18 protein-coding genes and 2 pseudogenes are annotated in these 22,210 nt (G+C 67.5%); 19 read left to right on the forward strand and 1 reads right to left on the reverse strand.

What is annotated here, in order from left to right:
* The first annotated feature begins 40 nt into the window (after positions 1-40).
* The 6 genes and pseudogenes from AWU67_RS05415 to AWU67_RS05440 all read left to right on the forward strand — a co-directional run bounded on the left by AWU67_RS05415 (position 41) and on the right by AWU67_RS05440 (position 6,818).
* Positions 41-1,718 (forward strand): annotated as a pseudogene (locus AWU67_RS05415) (DUF885 domain-containing protein).
* Positions 1,711-2,358, forward strand: a complete 648-nt coding sequence (locus AWU67_RS05420; RefSeq protein WP_234407370.1) for a DUF4166 domain-containing protein — start codon at positions 1,711-1,713, stop codon at positions 2,356-2,358. Before AWU67_RS05415 ends, AWU67_RS05420 begins: the two are co-directional and overlap by 8 nt.
* A complete protein-coding gene (locus AWU67_RS05425) occupies positions 2,340-3,305 on the forward strand; it encodes an epimerase (RefSeq protein ID WP_129586644.1) in 966 nt (321 codons plus the stop codon). The genes AWU67_RS05420 and AWU67_RS05425 overlap by 19 nt, the downstream gene beginning before the upstream one ends.
* A complete protein-coding gene (locus tag AWU67_RS05430; protein ID WP_067227077.1) occupies positions 3,302-4,357 on the forward strand; it encodes a DUF2207 family protein in 1,056 nt (351 codons plus the stop codon). Before AWU67_RS05425 ends, AWU67_RS05430 begins: the two co-directional genes overlap by 4 nt.
* A 126-nt stretch (positions 4,358-4,483) precedes the next feature.
* A complete protein-coding gene (rpsA, locus tag AWU67_RS05435; RefSeq protein ID WP_067227078.1) occupies positions 4,484-5,938 on the forward strand; it encodes a 30S ribosomal protein S1 in 1,455 nt (484 codons plus the stop codon).
* Positions 5,939-6,065: 127 nt separating this feature from the next.
* Positions 6,066-6,818: a class I SAM-dependent methyltransferase gene (locus AWU67_RS05440; RefSeq protein ID WP_067227079.1), complete on the forward strand. Its 753-nt coding sequence runs from the start codon at positions 6,066-6,068 to the stop codon at positions 6,816-6,818.
* On the opposite strand, the gene AWU67_RS05445 is transcribed toward AWU67_RS05440, so the two are convergent.
* The gene (locus AWU67_RS05445) at positions 6,772-7,380 is read right to left on the reverse strand and encodes a DUF4126 domain-containing protein (protein ID WP_067232205.1); all 609 of its coding nucleotides are present in this window, start codon (positions 7,378-7,380) and stop codon (positions 6,772-6,774) included. The two genes, AWU67_RS05440 and AWU67_RS05445, sit on opposite strands and share 47 nt — an antisense overlap.
* A 31-nt stretch (positions 7,381-7,411) precedes the next feature.
* Here AWU67_RS05445 and coaE point away from each other — a divergent pair, with 31 nt between their 5' ends.
* The 13 genes and pseudogenes from coaE to AWU67_RS05510 all read left to right on the forward strand — a co-directional run bounded on the left by coaE (position 7,412) and on the right by AWU67_RS05510 (position 22,161).
* On the forward strand, positions 7,412-8,035 hold the full coding sequence (coaE, locus tag AWU67_RS05450) for a dephospho-CoA kinase (RefSeq protein WP_067227080.1): 624 nt from the start codon (positions 7,412-7,414) through the stop codon (positions 8,033-8,035).
* A gap of 9 nt (positions 8,036-8,044) precedes the next feature.
* Positions 8,045-10,111: an excinuclease ABC subunit UvrB gene (gene uvrB / locus AWU67_RS05455; protein ID WP_067227081.1), complete on the forward strand. Its 2,067-nt coding sequence runs from the start codon at positions 8,045-8,047 to the stop codon at positions 10,109-10,111.
* A gap of 34 nt (positions 10,112-10,145) precedes the next feature.
* Positions 10,146-10,451 (forward strand): hypothetical protein, encoded by a 306-nt coding sequence (locus AWU67_RS05460; protein ID WP_067227082.1) that lies wholly within the window; start codon positions 10,146-10,148, stop codon positions 10,449-10,451.
* 181 nt (positions 10,452-10,632) lie between these two features.
* Positions 10,633-13,566, forward strand: a complete 2,934-nt coding sequence (gene uvrA / locus AWU67_RS05465) for an excinuclease ABC subunit UvrA (protein WP_067227083.1) — start codon at positions 10,633-10,635, stop codon at positions 13,564-13,566.
* 16 nt (positions 13,567-13,582) lie between these two features.
* Positions 13,583-15,496, forward strand: coding sequence for an excinuclease ABC subunit UvrC (gene uvrC, locus AWU67_RS05470; RefSeq protein ID WP_067227084.1), 1,914 nt, complete (start codon positions 13,583-13,585; stop codon positions 15,494-15,496).
* A 62-nt stretch (positions 15,497-15,558) separates the two neighbouring features.
* On the forward strand, positions 15,559-16,431 hold the full coding sequence (gene rapZ, locus AWU67_RS05475) for an RNase adapter RapZ (protein ID WP_067227085.1): 873 nt from the start codon (positions 15,559-15,561) through the stop codon (positions 16,429-16,431).
* A 59-nt stretch (positions 16,432-16,490) separates the two neighbouring features.
* Complete coding sequence (gene whiA / locus AWU67_RS05480) at positions 16,491-17,471, forward strand: DNA-binding protein WhiA (protein ID WP_067227086.1); 981 nt, start codon at positions 16,491-16,493, stop codon at positions 17,469-17,471.
* Between the two features lie 119 nt (positions 17,472-17,590).
* Positions 17,591-18,217, forward strand: a complete 627-nt coding sequence (locus AWU67_RS05485; protein WP_067227087.1) for a superoxide dismutase — start codon at positions 17,591-17,593, stop codon at positions 18,215-18,217.
* Between the two features lie 93 nt (positions 18,218-18,310).
* Positions 18,311-19,317: pseudogene (gene gap / locus AWU67_RS05490) on the forward strand (type I glyceraldehyde-3-phosphate dehydrogenase).
* Positions 19,318-19,328: 11 nt separating this feature from the next.
* Positions 19,329-20,546 (forward strand): phosphoglycerate kinase, encoded by a 1,218-nt coding sequence (locus AWU67_RS05495; RefSeq protein WP_067227088.1) that lies wholly within the window; start codon positions 19,329-19,331, stop codon positions 20,544-20,546.
* The gene (gene tpiA / locus AWU67_RS05500; RefSeq protein WP_234407371.1) at positions 20,534-21,337 is read left to right on the forward strand and encodes a triose-phosphate isomerase; all 804 of its coding nucleotides are present in this window, start codon (positions 20,534-20,536) and stop codon (positions 21,335-21,337) included. The genes AWU67_RS05495 and tpiA overlap by 13 nt, the downstream gene beginning before the upstream one ends.
* Before the next feature lie 121 nt (positions 21,338-21,458).
* The gene (secG, locus tag AWU67_RS05505; RefSeq protein ID WP_067227089.1) at positions 21,459-21,710 is read left to right on the forward strand and encodes a preprotein translocase subunit SecG; all 252 of its coding nucleotides are present in this window, start codon (positions 21,459-21,461) and stop codon (positions 21,708-21,710) included.
* Between the two features lie 85 nt (positions 21,711-21,795).
* Complete coding sequence (locus tag AWU67_RS05510) at positions 21,796-22,161, forward strand: RNA polymerase-binding protein RbpA (RefSeq protein ID WP_067227090.1); 366 nt, start codon at positions 21,796-21,798, stop codon at positions 22,159-22,161.
* Positions 22,162-22,210 lie beyond the last annotated feature (49 nt).

A 22,210-nucleotide genomic window follows, 5' to 3' on the forward strand; every position in this document is an offset into this window, starting at 1 on the left:
CGTACCGGGGCGGACGCGGCGTCTGTTCTAGGCTGAGCACATGAGCACGGACATCCAGCGCACTCCCACCGAGATCGACCAGATCGCCGAACGATGGGTGGACACCCTCGTCGAGCTGTCGCCGACCGTCGGCACCTACATCGGCCGTAACGAGGTGAACGGCCGCTTCGGCGACTACTCACCGGCCGGCCACGAGGCCATGAGCACTGCCGCGCGCGGCGTCATCGCCGAGCTCGACGCGCAGAGCCCCAGTGACGCCGTCGACGACGTGACGAAGACCGACCTGCGCGCGACGCTCGAGTTGCAGCTGCGCAGCCACGACGCCCAGCTGCACCTGCGCGACCTCAACGTGATCGCCTCGCCCGCACAGGAGATCCGTGAGATCTTCGACCTGATGCCGACGGCGACCGTCGCGGACTGGGAACAGATCAGCTCCCGGCTGGAGGCCGTGCCCGCCGCCATCGACGGCTACATCGAGACGCTGCGCGCCGGCATCGCCGCGGGTGTCACGCCCGCCGTCCGGCAGGTGCGCGAGGTCGCGGCGCAGACCAACCGGCTGTGGGCCGACAACGGCTTCTTCACCGAGTTCACCGCCGGCGCCTCGCTGGAGTCGGGCGAGCTGCCGGCGTCGCTGGCGCGCAAGCTGGCGGGGGGGCGCCGGTGTCTCCGCCGTCGCCTACCGCAAGCTGAGCGAGTTCCTCACCCATGAGCTGGCGGCATCCGCGACCAGTGTCGACGGCGTCGGCCGCGACATCTACGCCCTCCAGTCCGAGCACTTCCTCGGATCGAAGATCGACCTCGACGAGACCTACGAATGGGGCATCGAGGAGCTGGCCCGGATGACGGCCGAGCAGGAGGCCATCGCCAACGAGATCAAGCCGGGTGCGAGCGTGCAGGAGGCGATCGACCACCTCGACACCGACCCCAGCCGCAAGCTGCACGGCACAGAGGCGCTGCAGCGCTGGATGCAGGAGACCAGCGACCGCGCCGTCGCCGAGCTCGGCCGCGTGCACTTCGACATCCCGGAGGAGATCCGCACCCTCGAGTGCATGATCGCCCCCACCCAGGAGGGCGGCATCTACTACACCCCGCCCACCGACGACTTCTCCCGCCCCGGCCGCATGTGGTGGTCGGTGCCGGAGGGCGTCACCGAGTTCGACACCTGGCGCGAACTCACCACCGTCTACCACGAGGGCGTTCCCGGCCACCACCTGCAGCTGGCGCAGGCCGTCTACAACCGGTCGACGCTGAACAGCTGGCGCCGACAGCTGGCCGGCACCTCCGGCCACGCGGAGGGCTGGGCGCTCTACGCCGAACGGCTGATGGAACAGCTGGGCTACCTCGACGACCCGGCCGACCGGCTGGGCATGCTCGACGGCCAGCGGATGCGGGCCGCCCGCGTCGTGCTCGACATCGGCGTGCACCTCGGCAAGCAGCGCCCGGACGGCAACGGCATCTGGAGCGCGGAATACGCCTTCGAGTTCATGGGCCAGAACGTCAACATGGACGAGAGCTTCGTGCGCTTCGAGGTCAACCGGTACCTCGGCTGGCCAGGTCAGGCGCCCTCGTACAAGGTCGGCCAGCGCATCTGGGAACAGCTGCGCGACGAGGCGGCCGCGCGCGCGGGCGCCGGATTCGACATCAAGCAGTTCCACAAGCGCGCCCTCGACCTCGGCGGTGTCGGCCTCGACACGCTGAAGAAGGCTCTGCTTGCCTGAACTCGTGGCGGTGTCGCCATACGAGGCGGTGCTGGGGGAGCGGATGCAGCTGCTGCATCCGCGCCTGCGCGCCTACTTCGGGGCGATTCCGCGCGGCCAGCACGGCTGGGGCGCCGGCGTCTTCCACACGGCCGGCACGCCCGGGCGTTGGCTCCGGCCGCTCCTGCGGCCACTGCACAGCCAGGGGATCCTGCTGGCCGACTGGCAGCGGGACGTGCCGTTCACCGTGCTGAACGAGCCGGGCGACCGCGGCTCCGTGCGCGCCGCCCGCCGCTTCCAGCTGCGGGGCGGTGACTGGGTCATGGTCGACGAGATCGGGCTCGACGCGCGCGGGCGGCTCACCGACCGACTCGGCCGCACCGGGCTCATCGAGGCGGTCTTCCGCGCGGATGTCGTCGACGGCGCGTTGCAGCTGCGCTCCACCCGGGTGGCGCTTCGTGCCGGCCGGCTGCGCCTGGGCCTCCCCGGCTTTCTGGCGCCTCGTGTGCTCCTGATCGAACGGTGGGACGAGAAGGACGAGCGGCAGCACGTGACCCTCACGATGACCGCGCCCCTGCTCGGTACGCTGTACGAATACGGCGGCTCGTTCCGATACGAGATCCGCCAGGGGGAGAGACACGCGTGGCCAGACGAGTCGTGATCGCCGGGGCATCCGGGTTCATCGGGCAGTACCTGTGCGAGCGCTACCGCGCGGCCGGGAGCACCGTGCACACCATCGGTCGGTCCGGCGCCGACGCGTCATGGGGCGACCACGCCGCCATCACGGCACTGCTGGACGGTGCCGACCTCCTGGTCAACCTGGCCGGCAAGAGTGTCAACTGCCGCTACACGGCGGCCAACCGTGCAGAGATCATGCGCTCGCGGATCGACACCACCCGTCAGCTCGCCGCCGCGATCGCCGACTGCCAGAGCCCGCCGCCACTCTGGGTGAACTCCTCGACGGCCACCATCTACCGGCACGCCGATGACCGCGCGATGACCGAGAGCACCGGCGAGATCGGCACCGGCTTCTCTGTCGGCATCGCCACCGCCTGGGAACGCGAGTTCTTCGCATCGACGCTGCCGGGAACCCGCCGGGTGGCGCTGCGGATGGCGATCGTGCTCGGCGACGGCAGCGCCCTGCTGCCCTTGCTCAACCTGGCCCGGTTCGGCCTCGGCGGCCCACAACTCGACGGCCGCTGGTTCAGCACGGCCAAGCGCCGGGCCGCCGGCACCTTCCACGAGTACCGCGCGACGGGCGGTCACCAGAAGTTCAGCTGGGTGCACATCAGCGATGTGGCGAACATCATCGACTTCGTCGAGGCGAACCCAGAGCTCGCCGGCGTGCTCAACGTCGCCGCACCCGGAACCTCCGACAACACGAGCCTGATGCGCACGCTGCGCGAGCTTGTGCGGATGCCCGTCGGCCTGCCCACCTGGCGCTGGATGCTCGAGCTGGGCTCCGCGGCCATCAACTCCGAGACCGAGCTCGTGCTGAAGAGCCGCTGGGTCGTACCGGAGCGACTCACCGAGCTCGGCTACGACTTCGACTATCCGGAGCTGGAACCCGCGCTGCGCGCCATCGTTGCTGAGCGGGCGGCCCGATGAGCGCGCTCGGGGCGCTTGCCCTGTTGCTGCTGGCGATCCTCGCCACGGCCGCGATCGTGCTGCGCGCCAGCCAGCGCCGCCGCCCCGGACGCATCGCCCAGTATTCCCCGCCCCCAGGCGTCGGCATCCTGAGTGCCGCGGTGCTCACTCGCACCGAGAAGCGTGCGGCCGCTGCCGAACTCGTGAATCTTGCCGTGCGCAAGAACCTGCGGTTCCTGGCCCCGGATGCCGGCAGCAAGCAGCTCCGGGTCGAGCTCCTCGACGGGCCCCCGCTCGGCGCAGAGCAGAGAGCGCTGATCGCCGCGCTGTTCGGCGCCCCGCGCACGGCCCGTACCGCGCGCAAACGGCGGAGGGTGCGCACCATCCGTCGGGACGCTGCCCTCAACAGAGCCGTGCGTGGGGTCGTCGACGGTGTGAGAGCACAGCTCACGCGGTCGGGTCAGATTCGCTTCGACGCCGCCTGGCCGGTGATGCTGGTGCGCGTCGGCGCCGTCGCGTCGCTCGCACTCTACGGGATCGCGCTGCTGTGGGCGCCCGACATCGGCCTCGCCCTGCTGCTCGGCATCGCGGCCCTCGGGCTCGCGACTCTCGCGCTCTGCGCCCCGCCGGCGCGCCTGCGCCTGTTCTCTGACGAGTCTTTCGAGGTGCGCGACCACCTGAACGGGCTGAACGACTACATCGCTCTGGCTGAGGCCGACCGCATCCGCTTCCTGCAGTCACCGAACGGTGCGCTCACCCAGTCGATTGACACCCCCGAGGGGCGGGTGGAGGCCCTCGTGCTGAACGAGAAGCTGTTGCCCTACGCGATCCTGTTCGGCCACGAACAGGAGTGGGCGAAACTGCTCGAGACGGAACAGCGTGAGCTGGCGGCATCCGGGGTTCTGGACGCCTACGACGGCCTTCACCTGCTCGCCGTTGTCGGCAATCCTGCCGCGGAATTGTCGCTGCCCGAGCTGCTCGGGGGGCTGCACGGCTTTGATGTCGACATGTCGCTTCTGGCCGGAATTGAGCTCCCAGACATCGATCTGGGAGCACTCAGCCTCGACTTGTAACCCCCCTCGAAGACGGGCTAAGCTAGAACGTCACGTTTGTGACGACTTATCCGTATGCCCCTCGCAGATTCAAACAGCTCTTCCCTGCGGGTGGCCCGAACTTGTCCGTACTGGAGCATCTACTACATGACAATCGTAACGACCGCCAAGGCACCCAAGCAGGTCGCCATCAATGACATCGGATCTGCTGAAGACTTCCTCGCCGCGGTCGAGAAGACTCTGAAGTTCTTCAACGACGGCGACCTCATCGAGGGCACCGTTGTGAAGATCGACCGCGACGAGGTTCTCCTCGACGTGGGATACAAGACCGAGGGTGTCATTCCCTCGCGTGAGCTGTCCATCAAGCACGACGTTGACCCGAGCGAGGTCGTCAACGTTGGCGACACCGTCGAGGCCCTCGTTCTCCAGAAGGAGGACAAGGAAGGTCGTCTCATCCTGTCCAAGAAGCGCGCACAGTACGAGCGTGCGTGGGGCGACGTTGAGAAGATCAAGGACGCCGATGGCGTTGTCACCGGTTCGGTCATCGAGGTCGTCAAGGGTGGCCTCATCGTTGACATCGGACTCCGTGGCTTCCTGCCGGCATCGCTCATCGAGCTGCGCCGCGTCCGCGACCTCACGCCGTACCTCGGCCAGGAGATCGAGGCCAAGATCCTCGAGCTCGACAAGAACCGCAACAACGTTGTGCTTTCGCGTCGCGCGCTCCTCGAGCAGACTCAGTCCGAGAGCCGCACCACCTTCCTGAACAACCTTCAGAAGGGTCAGGTCCGCAAGGGCGTCGTCTCCTCGATCGTCAACTTCGGTGCGTTCGTGGACCTCGGCGGCGTTGACGGCCTCGTGCACGTCTCCGAGCTCAGCTGGAAGCACATCGAGCACGCCTCTGAGGTTGTTGAGGTTGGCCAGGAAGTCACCGTCGAGATCCTCGAGGTTGACCTCGAGCGCGAGCGCGTGTCGCTGTCGCTCAAGGCAACGCAGGAGGACCCGTGGCAGGTCTTCGCCCGCACCCACGCCATTGGCCAGGTTGCACCGGGTAAGGTCACCAAGCTCGTTCCCTTCGGCGCGTTCGTTCGCGTTGCAGAGGGCATCGAGGGCCTCGTGCACATCTCGGAGCTCTCCGGCAAGCACGTTGAGCTCGCCGAGCAGGTTGTTTCGGTCGGCGACGAGGTCTTCGTCAAGGTCATCGACATCGACCTCGAGCGTCGCCGCATCTCGCTGAGCCTCAAGCAGGCCAACGAGGGTGTCGACCCCGAGGGTACCGAGTTCGACCCGGCCCTCTACGGCATGCTCACCGAGTACGACGAGCAGGGCAACTACAAGTTCCCCGAGGGCTTCGACCCGGAGACGAACGAGTGGCGCGAGGGCTTCGACACCCAGCGCGAGGTGTGGGAGCAGCAGTACGCAGCAGCCCAGGCTCGCTGGGAGGCTCACAAGAAGCAGGTTGCAACCGCGAACGAAGAGGCTGCCGTTGCCGGCGAAGCCGCTGCGGCCGGTTCGACCTTCTCCAGCGAGTCCGCCACCGGTGGCACGCTTGCCGATGACGAGTCGCTCGCCGCTCTGCGCGAGAAGCTCTCCGGCGGCAACTAGTCGCTAGCTAGACACCGCGCTAGCTAGACACTGCGCTAGTTAGAACAGAACGGGTCGGTCCTTCGGGGCCGGCCCGTTTCCTGTTTAACAAGCCACCCGGCCGGGTGCAGCGGCTTAGGCTGGGGGCATGCAGACCGGGCGCCTCCAGCAGCATGCCGACTCCTTCCAGAGCGGGGCGGACGGCTACGATCGCCATCGGCCGAGCTACCCGGAGGCCAGCGTGGACTGGCTGCGCGGCCCGGCATCCGCACCGCTCGAGGTGCTCGACCTTGGCGCAGGCACCGGAAAACTGAGTGCGCAACTGCTCGCCCGCGGCGACAGCGTGGTGGCCGTTGACCCGTCCGCCGACATGCTGCGCGTCGCGGCCGAGCGGATGCCGCAGCTGCGCACCCTTGTCGGCAGTGCTGAACACATCCCGTTGCCCGACTCCCGCGTCGACCTGGTGACCGTGGCCCAGGCCTGGCACTGGATGGACGAGCAGGCGGCGACCCGCGAGGTGCTGCGAGTGCTCCGCCCCGGCGGCCGGCTCGGCCTGATCTGGAACAGCCGCGACGAGAGCGTGCCCTGGGTGGCTGCGCTCTCGGAGGCGATGCACCAGGGCATGCACCCCACCGCGTTCACGCCGGCCCTCGGCGACGGCATGACGCTGCTGGGGCGCCACGTGGCCCGCTGGAACCAGCACACCACACGTGCCGGCATCCTGAGTCTGGCGACGACCCGCAGCTACTACCTGGTGGCGTCGCCGGCCGAGCAGCGGGCCATGCTGGCCCGCATCGAGGCGGTGCTGGACACGCACCCGGAGACCCGGGCGGAGGCGATCCTGCTGCCGTATGTCACGGAGACCTGGCTGGCCGCGCCGTGGACCGGCGAGAGTGCCTGAGCCTGCGGACCCAGCGCAGCACGAGCACCACTCCGCCGATCATCGCGAGCAGCGCAAGCACCGGTGCCAGGATCGCCAGCACCGACAACACGACGCTGCTGACGTCCTCCACCGTACTGATCACGGGGGCGGCGAGCCCGGCGGTGAGGGCGTTCGCCACCGGCCGCACACTGAGCTTGGCCAGGTGCACGGCCAGCGCGATGCCAGCGCCGACGGCGATCGGCACCCACTGGTTCGAGCTGAAGAAGGTGGCAGGGTCGGTGATGGCCACCGTCGTCGCCGCGGTGCCGGACCCGAAGGCGAGACCGCCGGAGGTCGGCCGGATGACCGTCTGCACGATGTCGTTGACGGAGTCAACGCCTGGCACCTTGTCGGCCAGGATCTCCAACACGAGCAGCACGGCGAGGATTCCGAGCACCCACTCGTTCTGCAACCAGGCCCAGTTCGCCGGTAACTCGATCAGGTCGGTGAAACGCGAACCCAGCCCGATCAACAGCAGAGGGATGTAGGCGTTCAGGCCCGCGGATGCGGCCAGCGCGCTCCCGGTCAAGAACTCCAGCATGCGCCGAGTCTGGCACGGATAGGGTGTGAGCATGTATCTCATCGCATTGACGGGCGGCATCGCCGCGGGCAAATCGACGGTGGCCCGCCGTCTCGTGGAGCACGGCGCTGTGCTGATCGATGCCGACGTGTTGTCGCGCAAGGCCGTCGAGCCGGGCGCACCGGCGCTGGCCGGCATCCGCGAGGCCTTCGGCGACGAGGTGCTGAACGCCGACGGCAGCCTGAACCGTGAGAAGCTCGGCGCGATCATCTTCCACAACGATGACGCCCGCGCGAAGCTCAACGCCATCGTGCACCCCGCCGTGCGGGAACTGGGCGAGAAGCTGAAGGCCGAGGCCGTCAGGAACGACCCGGACGTCGTCATCGTGCACGACATCCCGCTGCTGGTGGAGACCGGCCGCAACACGGAGGTCTTCGACAAGATCGTCGTCGTCGAGGCGCCCCAGAAGACCCGCATCGCCCGCCTCGTCGAGGAGCGCGGGCTCGACCTCGAGCATGCCATCGCGCGGGTGGAGGCCCAGGCTACCGACGAGGAGCGCCGCGCCGTCGCCGACGTGGTCATCGACGCCGACGGCACCCTGGCCAACACCATGAGCCAGGTCGACGACCTGTGGATGCAGGTGCAGGCCGAGCGGGGTGTCAGTCGGCGTCCGTAGACTTGCCCTATGGAACCCACCCGCTCTGTCCGCCCCTTCGAGGTCGTCAGCGACTACACCCCGAGCGGTGACCAGCCCGGCGCCATCGCCGATCTCTCCGCGCGCATCAACGCTGGCGAGACGGATGTCGTGCTGCTGGGCGCCACCGGAACGGGCAAGTCGGCGACGACGGCCTGGCTGGTCGAGGCCGTGCAGCGGCCCACACTCGTGCTCGCACACAACAAGACGCTGGCGGCGCAGCTGGCGAACGAGTTCCGCGAGCTGATGCCGCACAACGCCGTCGAGTACTTCGTCTCCTACTACGACTACTACCAGCCAGAGGCCTACGTGCCGCAGACCGACACCTTCATCGAGAAAGACAGCTCGGTCAACGCCGAGGTGGAGCGGCTGCGGCACTCCACCACCAACTCGCTGCTCAGTCGGCGCGACGTCATCGTGGTGTCCACCGTGTCTTGCATCTACGGCCTCGGCACCCCAGACGAGTACATGAACGCCATGGTCGCGCTGCAGGTGGGGCAGAAGGTGAACCGCGACTGGCTGGTGCGCAAGTTCGTCTCCATGCAGTACCAGCGCAACGACATCGACTTCTCCCGCGGCAACTTCCGTGTGCGCGGCGACACCATCGAGATCATCCCGATGTACGAGGAGCTCGCGATCCGGATCGAGATGTTCGGCGACGAGATCGAGGCCTTGTACAGCCTGCACCCGCTCACCGGCGACGTTGTGCGCAAACTGGACTCCGTCGCCGTGTTCCCCGGCTCGCACTATGTCGCCAGCACCGAGGTGATGCAGAAAGCCATCGTCACCATCCGCGAGGAGCTGGAGTGGCGCCTGACCCAGTTGGAGCGTGAGGGCAAGCTGCTGGAGGCGCAGCGCCTGCGCATGCGCACCAACTTCGACCTCGAGATGATGGAGCAGATCGGTTTCTGCTCCGGCATCGAGAACTACTCGCGGCACATCGACCAGCGCGCAGTGGGGGAGGCCCCGCACTGCCTGCTCGACTACTTCCCCGACGACTTCCTCGTCGTCATCGACGAGTCGCACGTGACCGTGCCGCAGATCGGCGCCATGTACGAGGGCGACTCCTCGCGTAAGCGCACCTTGGTGGAGCACGGATTCCGGCTGCCGAGCGCGCTGGACAACAGGCCGCTCAAGTTCGACGAGTTCAAGAACCGCGTCGGCCAGACCGTCTACCTCTCTGCCACCCCCGGCAAGTACGAGATGGGCATCGCCGACGGCGTCGTCGAGCAGATCATCCGCCCGACCGGCCTCGTCGACCCAGCGATCGTGTTGAAGCCGAGCAAGGGCCAGATCGACGACCTGCTCGAGGAGATCCGCATCCGGGCGGCCAAGGACGAGCGTGTGCTCGTCACGACGCTCACCAAGAAGATGGCGGAGGAGCTCACCGACTTCTTCACCGAGTCTGGTGTGCGGGTGCGCTACCTGCACTCGGATGTCGACACGCTGCGCCGCGTCGAGCTGCTCACCGAGCTGCGCCAGGGCGTCTATGACGTGCTGGTCGGCATCAACCTGCTCCGCGAGGGCCTCGACCTGCCCGAGGTGTCGCTGGTCGCCATCCTGGACGCCGACAAGGAGGGCTTCCTGCGCTCGGCGACCTCGCTCATCCAGACCATCGGCCGTGCCGCTCGCAACGTCTCCGGCGAGGTGCACATGTACGCCGACCGGGTGACCGACTCGATGGCGAAGGCCATCGACGAGACCACGCGGCGCCGCGAGAAGCAGGTCGCCTACAACGAGCTGCACGGCATCGACCCGCAGCCGCTGCGCAAGCGCATCGCCGACATCACCGATGTGCTGGCCCGCGAGGAGGCGGACACCGCCGAGCTGCTGGCCGGCCGCGAGGGCCGCAAGAAGTCGCCGGTGCCGAACCTGCGCCGCGAGGGCATCGCCTCCGCCGGCGGCAACGAGCTGGAGTCGCTCATCGCCGACCTGAACGAGCAGATGCTGCAGGCAGCGGGGGAGCTGAAGTTCGAGCTGGCCGCGCGGTTGCGCGACGAGCTGTCCGAGATCAAGCGGGAGCTGCGCCAGATGGAGAAGGCCGGCCACCTCGACTGATGCCGGCTGGCCCGGTCAGGGTTAGTCTGGCAGCGTGAACTCCCAGGTCGTCTCGCTGCTGGTGCTCGCCGGGCTGCTCCTGGCGGGCTTCCTGCTGTGGCCGCTGCTGGGGCCGCGGCTGCGTGCCTCGGAGCAGAAACGGCGGGGCCGGAGCGCTGGAGGCGGCATGCTGGGCGTCGTCGACGAGGTGTTCCGCCCACAGACGCATCAGGCCCAGCTGGTCTGGGAAGCACAGCAGGAGATGCCGGCCCCCGCGCCGCTCCCCGGAGACGGCGACCTCGGCGCGGGCCGGATCCGCCTCACGCTGCCCGACGCACCCGGTAGCCCCGCCGCGCGGTAGCCCCGACTCGCCCGACCAGCGAGTGGCCAGCGGGCTCGACACCCCCGTTGGCTCGAGGGAGCGCCAGCGACCGAAGCCAACAGCGCCGGGCGCGGCCGCCCCGGCATCCGCTGGCTGAATGTTCGCCGCCAGCGTGTAGAACGAGTCTTCGAAAGCGCCGCGTGTCTCCTAGACTTATCTGGTGTCAGTTTCCAGAGTCGAATCCACGTCCAAGCTGAGCGTTCAGGGTGCCCGCGTGCACAACCTGCACAACGTCGACCTCGAGATTCCGCGTGACTCGCTCGTCGTCTTCACCGGCCTCTCCGGCTCCGGCAAGTCCTCACTGGCCTTCGACACCATCTTTGCCGAGGGGCAGCGCCGCTATGTCGAGTCCCTGAGCGCCTACGCCCGGCAGTTCCTCGGTCAGGTCGACCGCCCGGACGTGGACTTCATCGAGGGTCTGAGCCCGGCCGTCTCGATCGACCAGAAGTCGACCAACCGCAACCCGCGCTCGACGGTCGGCACGATCACCGAGATCTACGACTACATGCGCCTGCTCTGGGCCCGCGTCGGCGTGCCGCACTGCGCCGTCTGCGGCGAGAAGATCCAGCGCCAGACCGTGCAGCAGATCGCTGACCAGCTGATGGAGCTGGAGGCGGGCACCCGCTACCAGATCCTCAGCCCGGTGGTCAGCCAGAAGAAGGGCGAGTTCGTCGACCTCTTCAAGGAGCTCGCGGCCGGCGGCTACTCGCGCGCCATCGTCGACGGCGAGCAGATCCAACTCTCCGAGCCGCCGACGCTGAAGAAGCAGCTCAAGCACGACATTGCCGTCGTCGTCGACCGCCTCGTCGCCGACCCCGAACTTCTCAGCCGGCTCACCGACTCGCTCGAGACGGCGCTGCGCCTGACCGACGGCCTGGTCAAGATCAACTTCGTCGACAAAGAGGGCGACGCGGCCTGGCAGACGTTCTCAGAGAAGCTCTCCTGCCCGAACAACCACCCGATCCAGCTCACCGAGATCGAGCCGCGCACCTTCTCGTTCAACGCCCCCTTCGGCGCCTGCCCGGAGTGCTCCGGGCTCGGCACCCGGATGTCGGTCGACGAGGACCTGCTGCTCGGCGACCCGGAGCTCAGCATCGCCGAGGGCGTCATCCTGCCGTGGACGACGCAGGGCAAGGGCCTGTTCAGCTACTACGAGAAACTGCTCGAGGGCCTGGCACGAGACCTCGACTTCGACCTGACCACGCCGTGGCGCAAGTTGCCGGCGAACGTGCGCGCCGCCGTCATGAACGGCGACAACTTCGAGGTCAAGGTCAAGTGGAAGAACCGCTACGGCCGTGAGGTCAGCTACACGTCCGGCTTCGAGGGTGTTGTGCCCTACATCGAGCGCCAGTACGCCCAGGCCGAGACCGACAACCAGCGCGCCCGCTGGGCAGAGTACCTGCGTGAGGTCGCCTGCCACGTCTGCAACGGCAAGCGGCTGAAGCCAGAGGTGCTCGCGGTGCTCATCCACGGCGAGAGCATCGCGGATGTCTGTGAGCTCAGCCTGACCGACGCCCGAAGCTTCATGGACAAGCTCGAACTGACCGAGCGCGAGCAGGCGATCGCCGCCCAGGTGTTGCGCGAGATCAAGCTGCGCCTCGACTTCCTGGTGAAGGTCGGCCTCAACTACCTGAACCTGGCCCGCGCCGCCGCCACCCTCTCCGGCGGCGAGGCGCAGCGCATCCGCCTGGCCACCCAGATCGGCTCCGGCCTGACCGGTGTGCTGTACGTGCTCGACGAGCCGAGCATCGGCCTGCACCAGCGCGACAACCGCCGCCTGATCGAGACGCTCGTGGCCCTCCGCGACCTCGGCAACACGCTCATCGTCGTCGAGCACGACGAGGACACCATCCGCACCGCCGACTGGATCGTCGACATCGGCCCCGGCGCCGGCGTCAACGGCGGCCGCGTGGTGCATTCCGGCTCCTACGCCGAGCTGATCAAGAACACCGAGTCGCTCACCGGCGACTACCTCGCCGGCCGGCGCCAGATCGTCACCCCGCACACGCGGCGCCCGATCGACCCCGAACGCCAGATCACGGTCGTCGGAGCCCAGGCCAACAACCTGCGCAAGGTCACCGCCGAGTTCCCGCTCGGCACCTTCACGGCCGTCACCGGCGTCAGCGGATCCGGCAAGTCCTCGCTCGTGAACGACATCCTCTACCGGGTGCTCGCCAACAAGCTCAACGGCGCCCGCAAGCTGCCGGGCAAGCACACTCGGGTGACGGGCCTCGACCAGCTCGACAAGGTGATCCACGTCGACCAGGCGCCGATCGGCCGCACCCCGCGCTCCAACCCGGCCACCTACACGGGCGTCTTCGACCGCATCCGCACCCTCTTCGCCGAGACCATCGAGGCGAAGACCCGTGGCTACCTGCCCGGCCGGTTCAGCTTCAACGTCAAGGGCGGCCGCTGCGAGACCTGTTCCGGCGACGGCACCATCAAGATCGAGATGAACTTCCTGCCGGACGTCTACGTGGACTGCGAGGTGTGCCACGGCGCGCGCTACAACCGCGACACCCTCACCGTGCACTACAAGGGCAAGAACATCGCCGAGGTGCTGCAGATGCCGATCAGCGAGGCGGCCGAGTTCTTCGAGCCCATCTCGGCGATCCACCGCTACCTGAAGACCCTCGTCGAGGTCGGCCTCGGTTACGTCACGCTCGGCCAGAGCGCCACCACTCTCTCCGGCGGCGAGGCGCAGCGCGTCAAGCTCGCCACCGAGCTGCAGAAGCGCTCCAACGGGCGCAGCGTCTACGTGCTCGACGAGCCGACGACGGGCCTGCACTTCGAGGATGTGCGGAAGCTCCTCATCGTGCTGAACAGCCTCGTCGACAAGGGCAACACCGTCATCGTGATCGAGCACAACCTCGACGTCATCAAGAGCGCCGACTGGGTCATCGACCTCGGCCCCGAGGGCGGCTCCGGCGGTGGCAAGATCGTCGCGACGGGCACGCCTGAGCAGGTCGCGGCCAGCAAGAAGAGCCACACCGGCGTCTTCCTGAAGGAGGTCCTGGCCGTGGATGCCGCAACGCAGGGCGCTCTGGGCAAGGTGAAGACCACGTCCAAGGCGCGCGCAGCGGTCGCCGGCTGATCCAGCGGGAACCTCGATGGCGAATGTGCTGAGCTACCGGCCCAAGACGGGGGAGATCCCCACAGAGCCGGGCGTTTACCGATTCCGCGACGCCAACCGGCGGGTGCTCTACGTCGGCAAGGCGAAGAACCTGCGGGCCCGGCTGAGCAACTACTTCGCCCCGTTGGAGAGCCTGCACGAGCGCACCCGGCGCATGGTGACAACAGCCACCAGCGTCGAATGGACGGTCGTCGGCAGCGAGGTCGAGGCGCTGCAGCTCGAGTTCACCTGGATCAAGGAATTCGACCCGCCGTTCAACGTCATGTTCAAGGACGACAAGTCCTACCCCTACCTCGCCGTCACCCTGGCCGATGAGGCGCCGCGCGCCCTCGTCACCCGCACGACCGGCATCAAGGGGGCGCGCTACTTCGGCCCCTACCCGAAGGTGTGGGCTGTCTACGACACCATCGAGCTGATGCTCAAGGCGTTCCCGATTCGCACCTGCAAGGACTCCGACTACAAGCGCGCCATGCAGTCGGGCAAGCCGTGCTTCGCCGGCCAGATCGGTCGCTGCTTCGGCCCATGCTCCGGGCTGGTCAGCATCGAGGAGCACCGCAAGATCGTGATGCGCTTCGTCAGCTTCATGGGCAGCCAGGACCGCAAGCTGATCAACGAGCTCACGCAGGAGATGAAGGCGGCATCGGCCGAACTGAACTTCGAACTGGCGGCCAAGCGCCGCGACCAGGTGCTCGCTCTGGAGGCCGTGCTGGAGAAGAGCGCCGTCGTGCTGCGCGACTCCGTCGACATCGACCTGTTCGGCATCGTGCACGACGAGCTGGCGGCCGCCGTCCAGCAGTTCGTGGTGCGCGGCGGGCGCATCCGCGGTGTGCGCGGCTGGGTGGTCGACAAGGGGCTCGACGCCTCAATGGGGGAGCTCGTCGACTCCATCGTGCAGACCGTGTACGGCCCCAACAACCCGCCGCCGCGCGAGATCGTCGTGCCCGAGCGCCCGGATGACGCCGAGGCCCTGGAGGAGTGGCTGCGCGGCATGGCCGGCGCCAAGGTGGCGGTGCGCGCCGCCCAGCGGGGCGAGAAGGCCGCGCTGCTGGCCACTGCCACGCAGAACGCCGCCCACTCGCTGATGCTCTACAAGACCCGGCGCAGTTCCGACTTCACCGCCAGGTCCAAGGCGCTCGAAGACATCCAAGAAGCCCTCGGGATGACGGAGGCGCCGCTGCGGATGGAATGCTACGACGTGTCGCACCTGGGCGGTACCAACATCGTGGCGAGCATGGTGGTGTTCGAGGACGGCCTGCCGCGCAAAGACCAGTACCGGCGCTTCAACATCCCTGAGTCCACAGATGACACCGACTCGATCTACCGCACCCTGACACGGCGCCTGGCCTACCTGAAAGACGAGCCGGCCGATGAGACCGGCCACACTCCGGCCGAAGCCGAGGGCGAGGCAGCGCTGGGGGAGGGCGACGAGCTCATCGTGCCAGAGAAGCGCCGCAAGTTCAGCTACCCGCCGAACCTGCTCATCGTCGACGGCGGCCAGCCACAGGTCGAGGCCGCGGCGCGCGCCCTCCGCGAGTCCGGCGTGCAGGGCATCCAACTCTGCGGAATCGCCAAGCGGCTGGAGGAGATCTGGCTGCCGGACTCCGACTACCCCGTCATCCTGCCGCGCAACAGCGACGCCCTGTTCCTGTTCCAGCGGATCCGAGACGAGGCGCACCGCTTCGCGATCACCGCCCAGCGGGCCAGCCGCAAACGCGATATCAGCTCTGTTCTGGGCGAGGTTCCGGGGCTCGGGCCGGCCAGGGTGAAAGTGCTGCTCAAGCATTTCGGCTCCGTCGCACAGCTCAAACAGGCCACAGAGGAGCAGATCGCAGAGGTCCGGGGCGTCGGTCCCGCCCTCGCACAGGCGATCTATCGGCACTTGCGTGCCTGAACGCCCGCGCGCTCGGTAGGCTAGAAGCCCCCCAGTTCTTCTAGCGAAGGTGAGAATCTGCAATGGCGGATGCCCGGCAGCACGAGATGCTGATCGTCACGGGAATGTCCGGAGCCGGTCGTTCGACCGTCGCGAACGCTCTTGAGGACCTCGGCTGGTACGTCGTCGACAACCTCCCCCCGCAGATGCTGCGCCCGTTCGTCGACCTTGCCGGGCGTGCTGGGGCGAGCCTGCCCAAGATCGCGGCCGTCGTCGACATCCGCGGCGGTGACTTCTTCTCCGAGCTGCAGGAGACCATCCAGACCCTCCGCAAGGGCACTGCCCTCCGGGTCGTCTTCCTCGACGCCGCCGATGACGTGCTGGTGCGCCGCTTCGAGTCCGTGCGCCGGCCGCACCCGCTGCAGGGCGACGGCACGCTGCTGGACGGCATCGCCGCGGAGCGCAACCGCATCGCCACCATCCGCGGGGCCAGCGATCTGATCATCGACACCTCCGACCTCAACATCCACCAGCTGGCCACCGTCACCAGGGAGCACTTCTCCGAGGTGGATGCCGTCGGCGTCAGCGTCACGCTGCTCAGCTTCGGCTTCAAGTACGGGGTGCCGGCCGACGCCGACCACGTCGCCGACGCCCGATTCTTGCCCAACCCCTTCTGGATCCCGGAGCTGCGCGCGCAGACGGGGCTCGACAGTGATGTCGCCGCCTTCGTCCTGCAGCAGGCCGGGGCCAGGGAATTCCTCGCGCGGTACGCCGCCGCACTCGAGCCCGTGCTCGATGGCTACCAGCGCGAAAACAAACGTCACGTCACGATCGCCGTCGGTTGCACCGGCGGCAAGCATCGCTCCGTCGCCATGGTGAAGGAGTTGTCGGCATTGATCGGCGCCCTTCCCCGGGTCGCCGTGAGCGTGCGACATCGGGATCTCGGACGCGAATAGGCGGTCGCACCCGGCCGCCTGTCCACGCCTTTTGGGCACTGCAAAGAATGGAAACACGATTGGCTCTCACCGCCGACGTAAAAGATGAACTCTCCGTGGTCGAGGTCGCCAAGACCACGGTCCGAGCCGCCGAGCTCGCCACGATCCTGCGCTTCTCCGGGGGTCTGCACATGATCTCCGGCCGCATCGCCGTCGAGTCCGAGCTGGACTCCACCGTGCTCGCACGCCGCGTGCGCAAAGACCTCGCCGAACTCTACGGGGTGCGCAGCAGCGTCTCCGTGATCGCCGCCTCCGGGCTGCGCCGCACCAACAACTACCTGGTCCGCGTGATGGAGGGCGGCGAGACGCTGGCCCGCCAGACCGGCCTGCTCGACGCCCGCCGCCGGCCGATCCGCGGCCTCCCGAACCGTCTCACCACGGGCTCCCGCGAGGAGATCGCCGCCGTCTGGCGTGGCGCGTTCCTCGCCGCCGGCACGCTGACCGACCCCGGTCGCTCCGCCGCGCTGGAGATCACCTGCCCGGGCAACGAGGCCGCCATGGCCCTCGTGGGTGCCGCCGGCCGGCTCGGTATCGCCGCCAAGGCGCGCGAGGTGCGCGGTGTGCACCGCGTCGTCATCCGTGACGGTGACGCGATCAGCTCGATGCTCGTGCACATGGGTGCAGAGCAGACCGTGCGCAACTGGGAGGAGCTGCGCCAGCGCCGCGAGGTGCGGGCGACCGCGAACCGCCTGGTCAACTTCGACGACGCCAACCTGCGCCGCAGCGCGCAGGCCGCCGTGGCCGCCTGCGCCCGCGTCGAGCGCGCCATGGAGATCCTCGGCACCGACATCCCGGACCACCTGAAGTATGCGGGCGAGCTGCGCCTGCGCTTCCGTGACTCCAGCCTGGACGAGCTCGGTCACCACGCCGAGCCGCCGATGACGAAGGATGCGGTCGCCGGCCGTATTCGCCGTCTGCTCGCCATGGCCGACAAGAAGGCCGCAGACCTCGGAATCCCGGGCACCGACGCGAACCTGCCCGCAGACCTCGACGAGGCCTAAGGGTTGGGCCCGGCAGATGGGCCACAGGAACAGATTCGGCAGCCCCGGGGTTGCCGTGATTAGACTGAAAAAGTCGAAACCGGTCGCGAATCTCGCGGTCATGAAAGAGGAGACAATCAATGGCTGAATACACCCTGCCTGCACTTGCCTACGATTACTCGGCGCTCGAGCCGAGCATCAGCGGTGCCATCATGGAGCTGCACCACGGAAAGCACCACCAGGCTTACGTGACCGGCGCCAACACGGCACTCGCCCAGCTGGCCGAGGCCCGCGAGACCGGCAACCTGGCGAACGTGAACAAGCTGCAGAAGGACCTCGCGTTCAACCTCGGTGGTCACGTGAACCACTCGATCTTCTGGACCAACATGTCGCCCAACGGCGGCGACAAGCCGGTCGGCGAGCTGGCCGCGGCCATCGACGACTTCTTCGGCTCCTTCGACAAGTTCCAGGCGCACTTCACGGCCACGGCGCTCGGCGTGCAGGGCTCCGGCTGGTCCGTGCTGGCCTGGGACTCGATCGGCCAGCAGCTGATCATCCAGCAGTTCTTCGACCAGCAGGCCAATTTCGCGGCCGGCACCGTCCCACTGCTGATGCTCGATGTGTGGGAGCACGCCTACTACCTCGACTACCACAATGTTCGCGCCGACTACGTGAAGGCGTTCTGGAACATCGTCGACTGGTCGAACGTGCAGTCACGCTTCGACACCGCGCGAGTGAAGACCGACGGCCTCCTGCTACTGTCATAGCATGCGGTGTCCTCGGGCACTGCCTGGGGACAACGTCGTCTCAATTTGCTTCGTCCACCATGCGCTTAGCGCCCCCAGAAACAGGAGTATTTCGTGACCGTCAAGATCGGTATCAACGGATTCGGCCGCATTGGCCGTAACTACTTCCGCGCCGCCCTCGCAAAGGGCAGCGACATTGAGATTGTTGCGGTCAATGACCTCACTGATCCCAAGACCCTCGCCCACCTGCTGAAGTACGACTCTGTCGCCGGACGCCTCGACGCCACCGTCGAGCTGCAGGGTGACAGCATTGTCGTCAACGGCAAGGCCATCAAGGTTCTCGCCGAGCGCGACCCCGCCAACCTCCCCTGGGGAGAGCTGGGTGTCGACATCGTCATCGAGTCCACCGGCTTCTTCACCAAGGCTGAGCTTGCCCGCAAGCACATCGAGGCCGGCGCCAAGAAGGTTCTCGTCTCCGCTCCCGCCACCGGCGAGAACGTTGCGACCATCGTTCTCGGTGTCAACGAGTCGACCTACGACGCCGCGACCCACGACGTCATCTCGAACGCGTCCTGCACCACCAACTGCCTCGCGCCGTTGGCTCAGGTGTTCCTGGACAACTTCGGCATCGAGCGTGGCCTGATGACCACTGTTCACGCCTACACGGCCGACCAGAACCTGCAGGACGGCCCGCACAGCGACCTGCGTCGCGCCCGCGCCGCCGCCGTCAACATCGTTCCGACCTCCACCGGTGCTGCCAAGGCCCTCGGCCTCGTCATCCCCGAGCTCGTCGGCAAGCTCGACGGCTACGCCCTGCGTGTTCCGATCCCCACCGGCTCGATCACCGACCTCACGCTGACCGCTTCGCGCCCCGTCACGGTCGAAGAAGTGAACGCAGCGTACAAGGCTGCAGCAGAGGGCCCCTCAAGGGCATCCTCAGCTACACCGAGGACCCGATTGTCTCCAGCGACATCGTCGGCGACCCGCACTCCTCGATCTTCGACGCCGGCCTCACCAAGGTGATCGGCGACCAGGTCAAGGTTGCGTCCTGGTACGACAACGAGTGGGGCTACTCCAACCGCCTGGTTGACCTCACCACGTTCGTCGCCGCGAGCCTCTAAGCAGGGCGGGCATGTCGCTACGCACGATTGATTCCCTCGGTCCGCTCGCAGGCAAGCACGTCATTGTGCGCTGTGATCTCAATGTGCCGTTGAAAGACGGCCAGATCACGGATGACGGTCGTGTGCGAGCGTCGCTGCCCACCCTGAACGCCCTGCTCTCTCAGGGCGCCCGCGTGAGCGTTGTCTCACACCTCGGGCGCCCTGAGGGAGCACCGGACGAGCGCTACAGCCTCGCCCCCGTTGCCAGCCGTCTCGGCGAGCTGCTGGGCAAGCCTGTCGCGTTCGCCACCGACACCGTCGGCGCCTCGGCGCAGGCAACCGTCTCCGCCCTCGCCGACGGCGAGATCGCGGTGCTGGAGAACCTGCGCTTCAACGCGGGAGAGACGTCCAAGGTCGCCGAGGAGCGCACCGCATTCGCGGCCCAGCTCGCGGCGTTCGGTGACGCCCTCGTCTCCGACGGCTTCGGTGTCGTCCACCGCAAGCAGGCCAGCGTCTACGAGCTGGCCGAGCTTCTTCCGAGCGCGGCCGGTCTGCTGATCGCCGCCGAGCTCGAGGTGCTCGACCGCCTGACCGAGAACCCTGAGCGGCCATACGCCGTGGTCCTCGGCGGCTCCAAGGTGTCAGACAAGCTCGGCGTGATCGGGCACCTGCTGCCCCGCGTCGACTCGCTGCTCATCGGCGGCGGGATGCTCTTCACCTTCCTCGCCGCACTCGGCTACAAGGTCGGCTCGAGCCTGCTCGAGGTCGACCAGATCGACACCGTCAAGGGCTACCTGGCCGAGGCGGAACGTCTGGGCGTCGAGATCGTGCTGCCGACGGATGTCGTCGTCGCGTCGAAGTTCGGTGCGGACGCCGAGGTTCTCGTGCGTGCAGCCGACGCCATCGAAGACACCCCGTTCGGTGCATCCGGCCTCGGCCTGGACATCGGACCGGACACCGCCGCACGCTTCGCCGAGGTCATCCGCACCTCGACGACCGTGTTCTGGAACGGCCCGATGGGCGTCTTCGAGCTCGCCCCCTTCGCTGCCGGTACCCGTACCGTCGCGCAGGCCCTCACCGAGGTCTCCGGCCTCAGCGTCGTCGGCGGTGGCGACTCTGCCGCAGCCGTGCGCGCACTTGATTTCAACGATGACCAGTTTGGTCACATTTCGACCGGTGGCGGTGCAAGCCTCGAGTTCCTCGAGGGCAAGCGTCTTCCCGGTCTGGAGGTACTCGGATGGACAGCATGACCACGAACGGCAACAGAACCCCCCTCATCGCCGGCAACTGGAAGATGAACCTGGACCACCTCCAGGCGATCGCTTTCGTGCAGAAGCTGGCTTGGAACCTCACCGAGGCCAAGCACGACTTCGGCAGCGTCGAGGTTGCGGTGTTCCCTCCGTTCACCGACCTCCGCAGCGTGCAGACCCTGGTCTCGGCCGACAAGCTCCCGCTCGCCTTCGGCGCGCAGGACGTCTCCGAGCACGTTTCCGGCGCGTACACCGGCGAGATCTCTGCCGCGTTCCTCGCGCAGCTTGAGTGCCGCTACGTGATCATCGGCCACTCCGAGCGGCGCACGCTGCACGGCGAGACCGACGAGCAGGTCGCGGCGAAGGTTGCCGCAGCCCTCGAGCACAACATCGCCCCCATCATCTGCGTCGGCGAGACGGCGGAAGACCTCGAGAAGCACGGCCCGAGCGCCGTCCCCGTCGCCCAGCTGCGTGCAGCGCTGGCCAACGTGAGCGGCGCAGCCGACTTCGTCGTGGCCTACGAGCCGGTCTGGGCCATCGGCTCCGGCCAGGCCGCAACGCCGGAGCAGGCCGAGCAGGTCGCCGCGGCCCTGCGTGCCGTGCTCGTCGAGCTGCTCGGTGACGATGTCGCCGCGAAGACCCGCATCCTCTACGGCGGTTCCGTGAAGTCGGGCAACATCGCCGGTTTCATGCGCGAGCCGAACGTCGACGGCGCTCTCGTCGGCGGTGCGAGCCTGGACATCAACGAGTTCGCGAGCATCAGCCGCTACAAGCAGCACGTGGGTCTCTAACCCGAAACGTTCGGAACGACAACAGCTTGGGCGCGGCATCCGGTACTCGGATGCCGCGTCAGGCTATAATCGTCTGTGGTCTTGGCGCGGCGTTCCTGCTTCGCATTGTGAAAGGTTTCTCGTGGAAATTCTCCAGGTAGTAATGCAGGTCGTGCTCGGTTTGACGAGCCTGCTGCTGACCATGCTGATCTTGCTGCACAAGGGTCGCGGTGGCGGCCTCTCCGACATGTTCGGTGGCGGCATGACCAGCAACCTCGGCGCGTCCGGCGTTGCAGAGCGCAACCTCAACCGGATCACCGTTATCCTCGGACTCATCTGGGTCTCGAGCATCATCGTGCTCGGCCTCATCACCAAGTTCGACACCGGCTTGTAATCCGCGGTGCCCGCACGGGCATCGCCACCGCACCCGCCCCGGCGGGCGCACACTCACAGCACCATTTTTAGCAGCGGAGGCAGCCATGGCATCAGGCGGCAGTGCAATTCGGGGGTCGCGCGTCGGCGCAGGCCCCATGGGCGAACAGGACCGTGGCTACCACGCGGACCGTGTGGCCATTTCTTACTGGGACGCCCTCGGCAACGAGACGATCCGCTACTTCTCTGCCGTCCTGCCGGACGAGGAGATCCCGCTGACGATCGACTCGCCGCAGTCTGGCCTCCCGGCCGGTCGCGACAAGGAGAACCCTCCGTCGGTCGCCAAGCTGGAGCCGTACAAGACTCACCTCGCCTACGTGAAGGAACGTCGCACGGAGGAGGAGGCAGAGCAGCTCCTGCAGGAGGCGCTCGAGCAGCTTCGTGTGCGTCGCGGCAAGGTCGTCGCGAACTAACACCAGCATCCACATGCAGAAAAGCCCCAGCCATCGGCTGGGGCTTTTC

This window comes from Microterricola viridarii (assembly GCF_001542775.1).
Lineage (GTDB): Bacteria > Actinomycetota > Actinomycetes > Actinomycetales > Microbacteriaceae > Microterricola > Microterricola viridarii_A.

Bases quoted from the DNA above. Each gene is read 5' to 3' on its own strand.
- AWU67_RS05430 (WP_067227077.1), top strand. From the start codon at position 3,302: ATGAGCGCGCTCGGGGCGCTTGCCCTGTTGCTGCTGGCGATCCTCGCC.
- rpsA (WP_067227078.1), top strand. From the start codon at position 4,484: ATGACAATCGTAACGACCGCCAAGGCACCCAAGCAGGTCGCCATCAAT.
- AWU67_RS05440 (WP_067227079.1), top strand. From the start codon at position 6,066: ATGCAGACCGGGCGCCTCCAGCAGCATGCCGACTCCTTCCAGAGCGGG.
- AWU67_RS05445 (WP_067232205.1), bottom strand. From the start codon at position 7,380: ATGCTGGAGTTCTTGACCGGGAGCGCGCTGGCCGCATCCGCGGGCCTG.
- coaE (WP_067227080.1), top strand. From the start codon at position 7,412: ATGTATCTCATCGCATTGACGGGCGGCATCGCCGCGGGCAAATCGACG.
- uvrB (WP_067227081.1), top strand. From the start codon at position 8,045: ATGGAACCCACCCGCTCTGTCCGCCCCTTCGAGGTCGTCAGCGACTAC.
- uvrC (WP_067227084.1), top strand. From the start codon at position 13,583: ATGGCGAATGTGCTGAGCTACCGGCCCAAGACGGGGGAGATCCCCACA.
- rapZ (WP_067227085.1), top strand. From the start codon at position 15,559: ATGGCGGATGCCCGGCAGCACGAGATGCTGATCGTCACGGGAATGTCC.
- AWU67_RS05485 (WP_067227087.1), top strand. From the start codon at position 17,591: ATGGCTGAATACACCCTGCCTGCACTTGCCTACGATTACTCGGCGCTC.
- AWU67_RS05495 (WP_067227088.1), top strand. From the start codon at position 19,329: ATGTCGCTACGCACGATTGATTCCCTCGGTCCGCTCGCAGGCAAGCAC.
- tpiA (WP_234407371.1), top strand. From the start codon at position 20,534: ATGGACAGCATGACCACGAACGGCAACAGAACCCCCCTCATCGCCGGC.
- AWU67_RS05510 (WP_067227090.1), top strand. From the start codon at position 21,796: ATGGCATCAGGCGGCAGTGCAATTCGGGGGTCGCGCGTCGGCGCAGGC.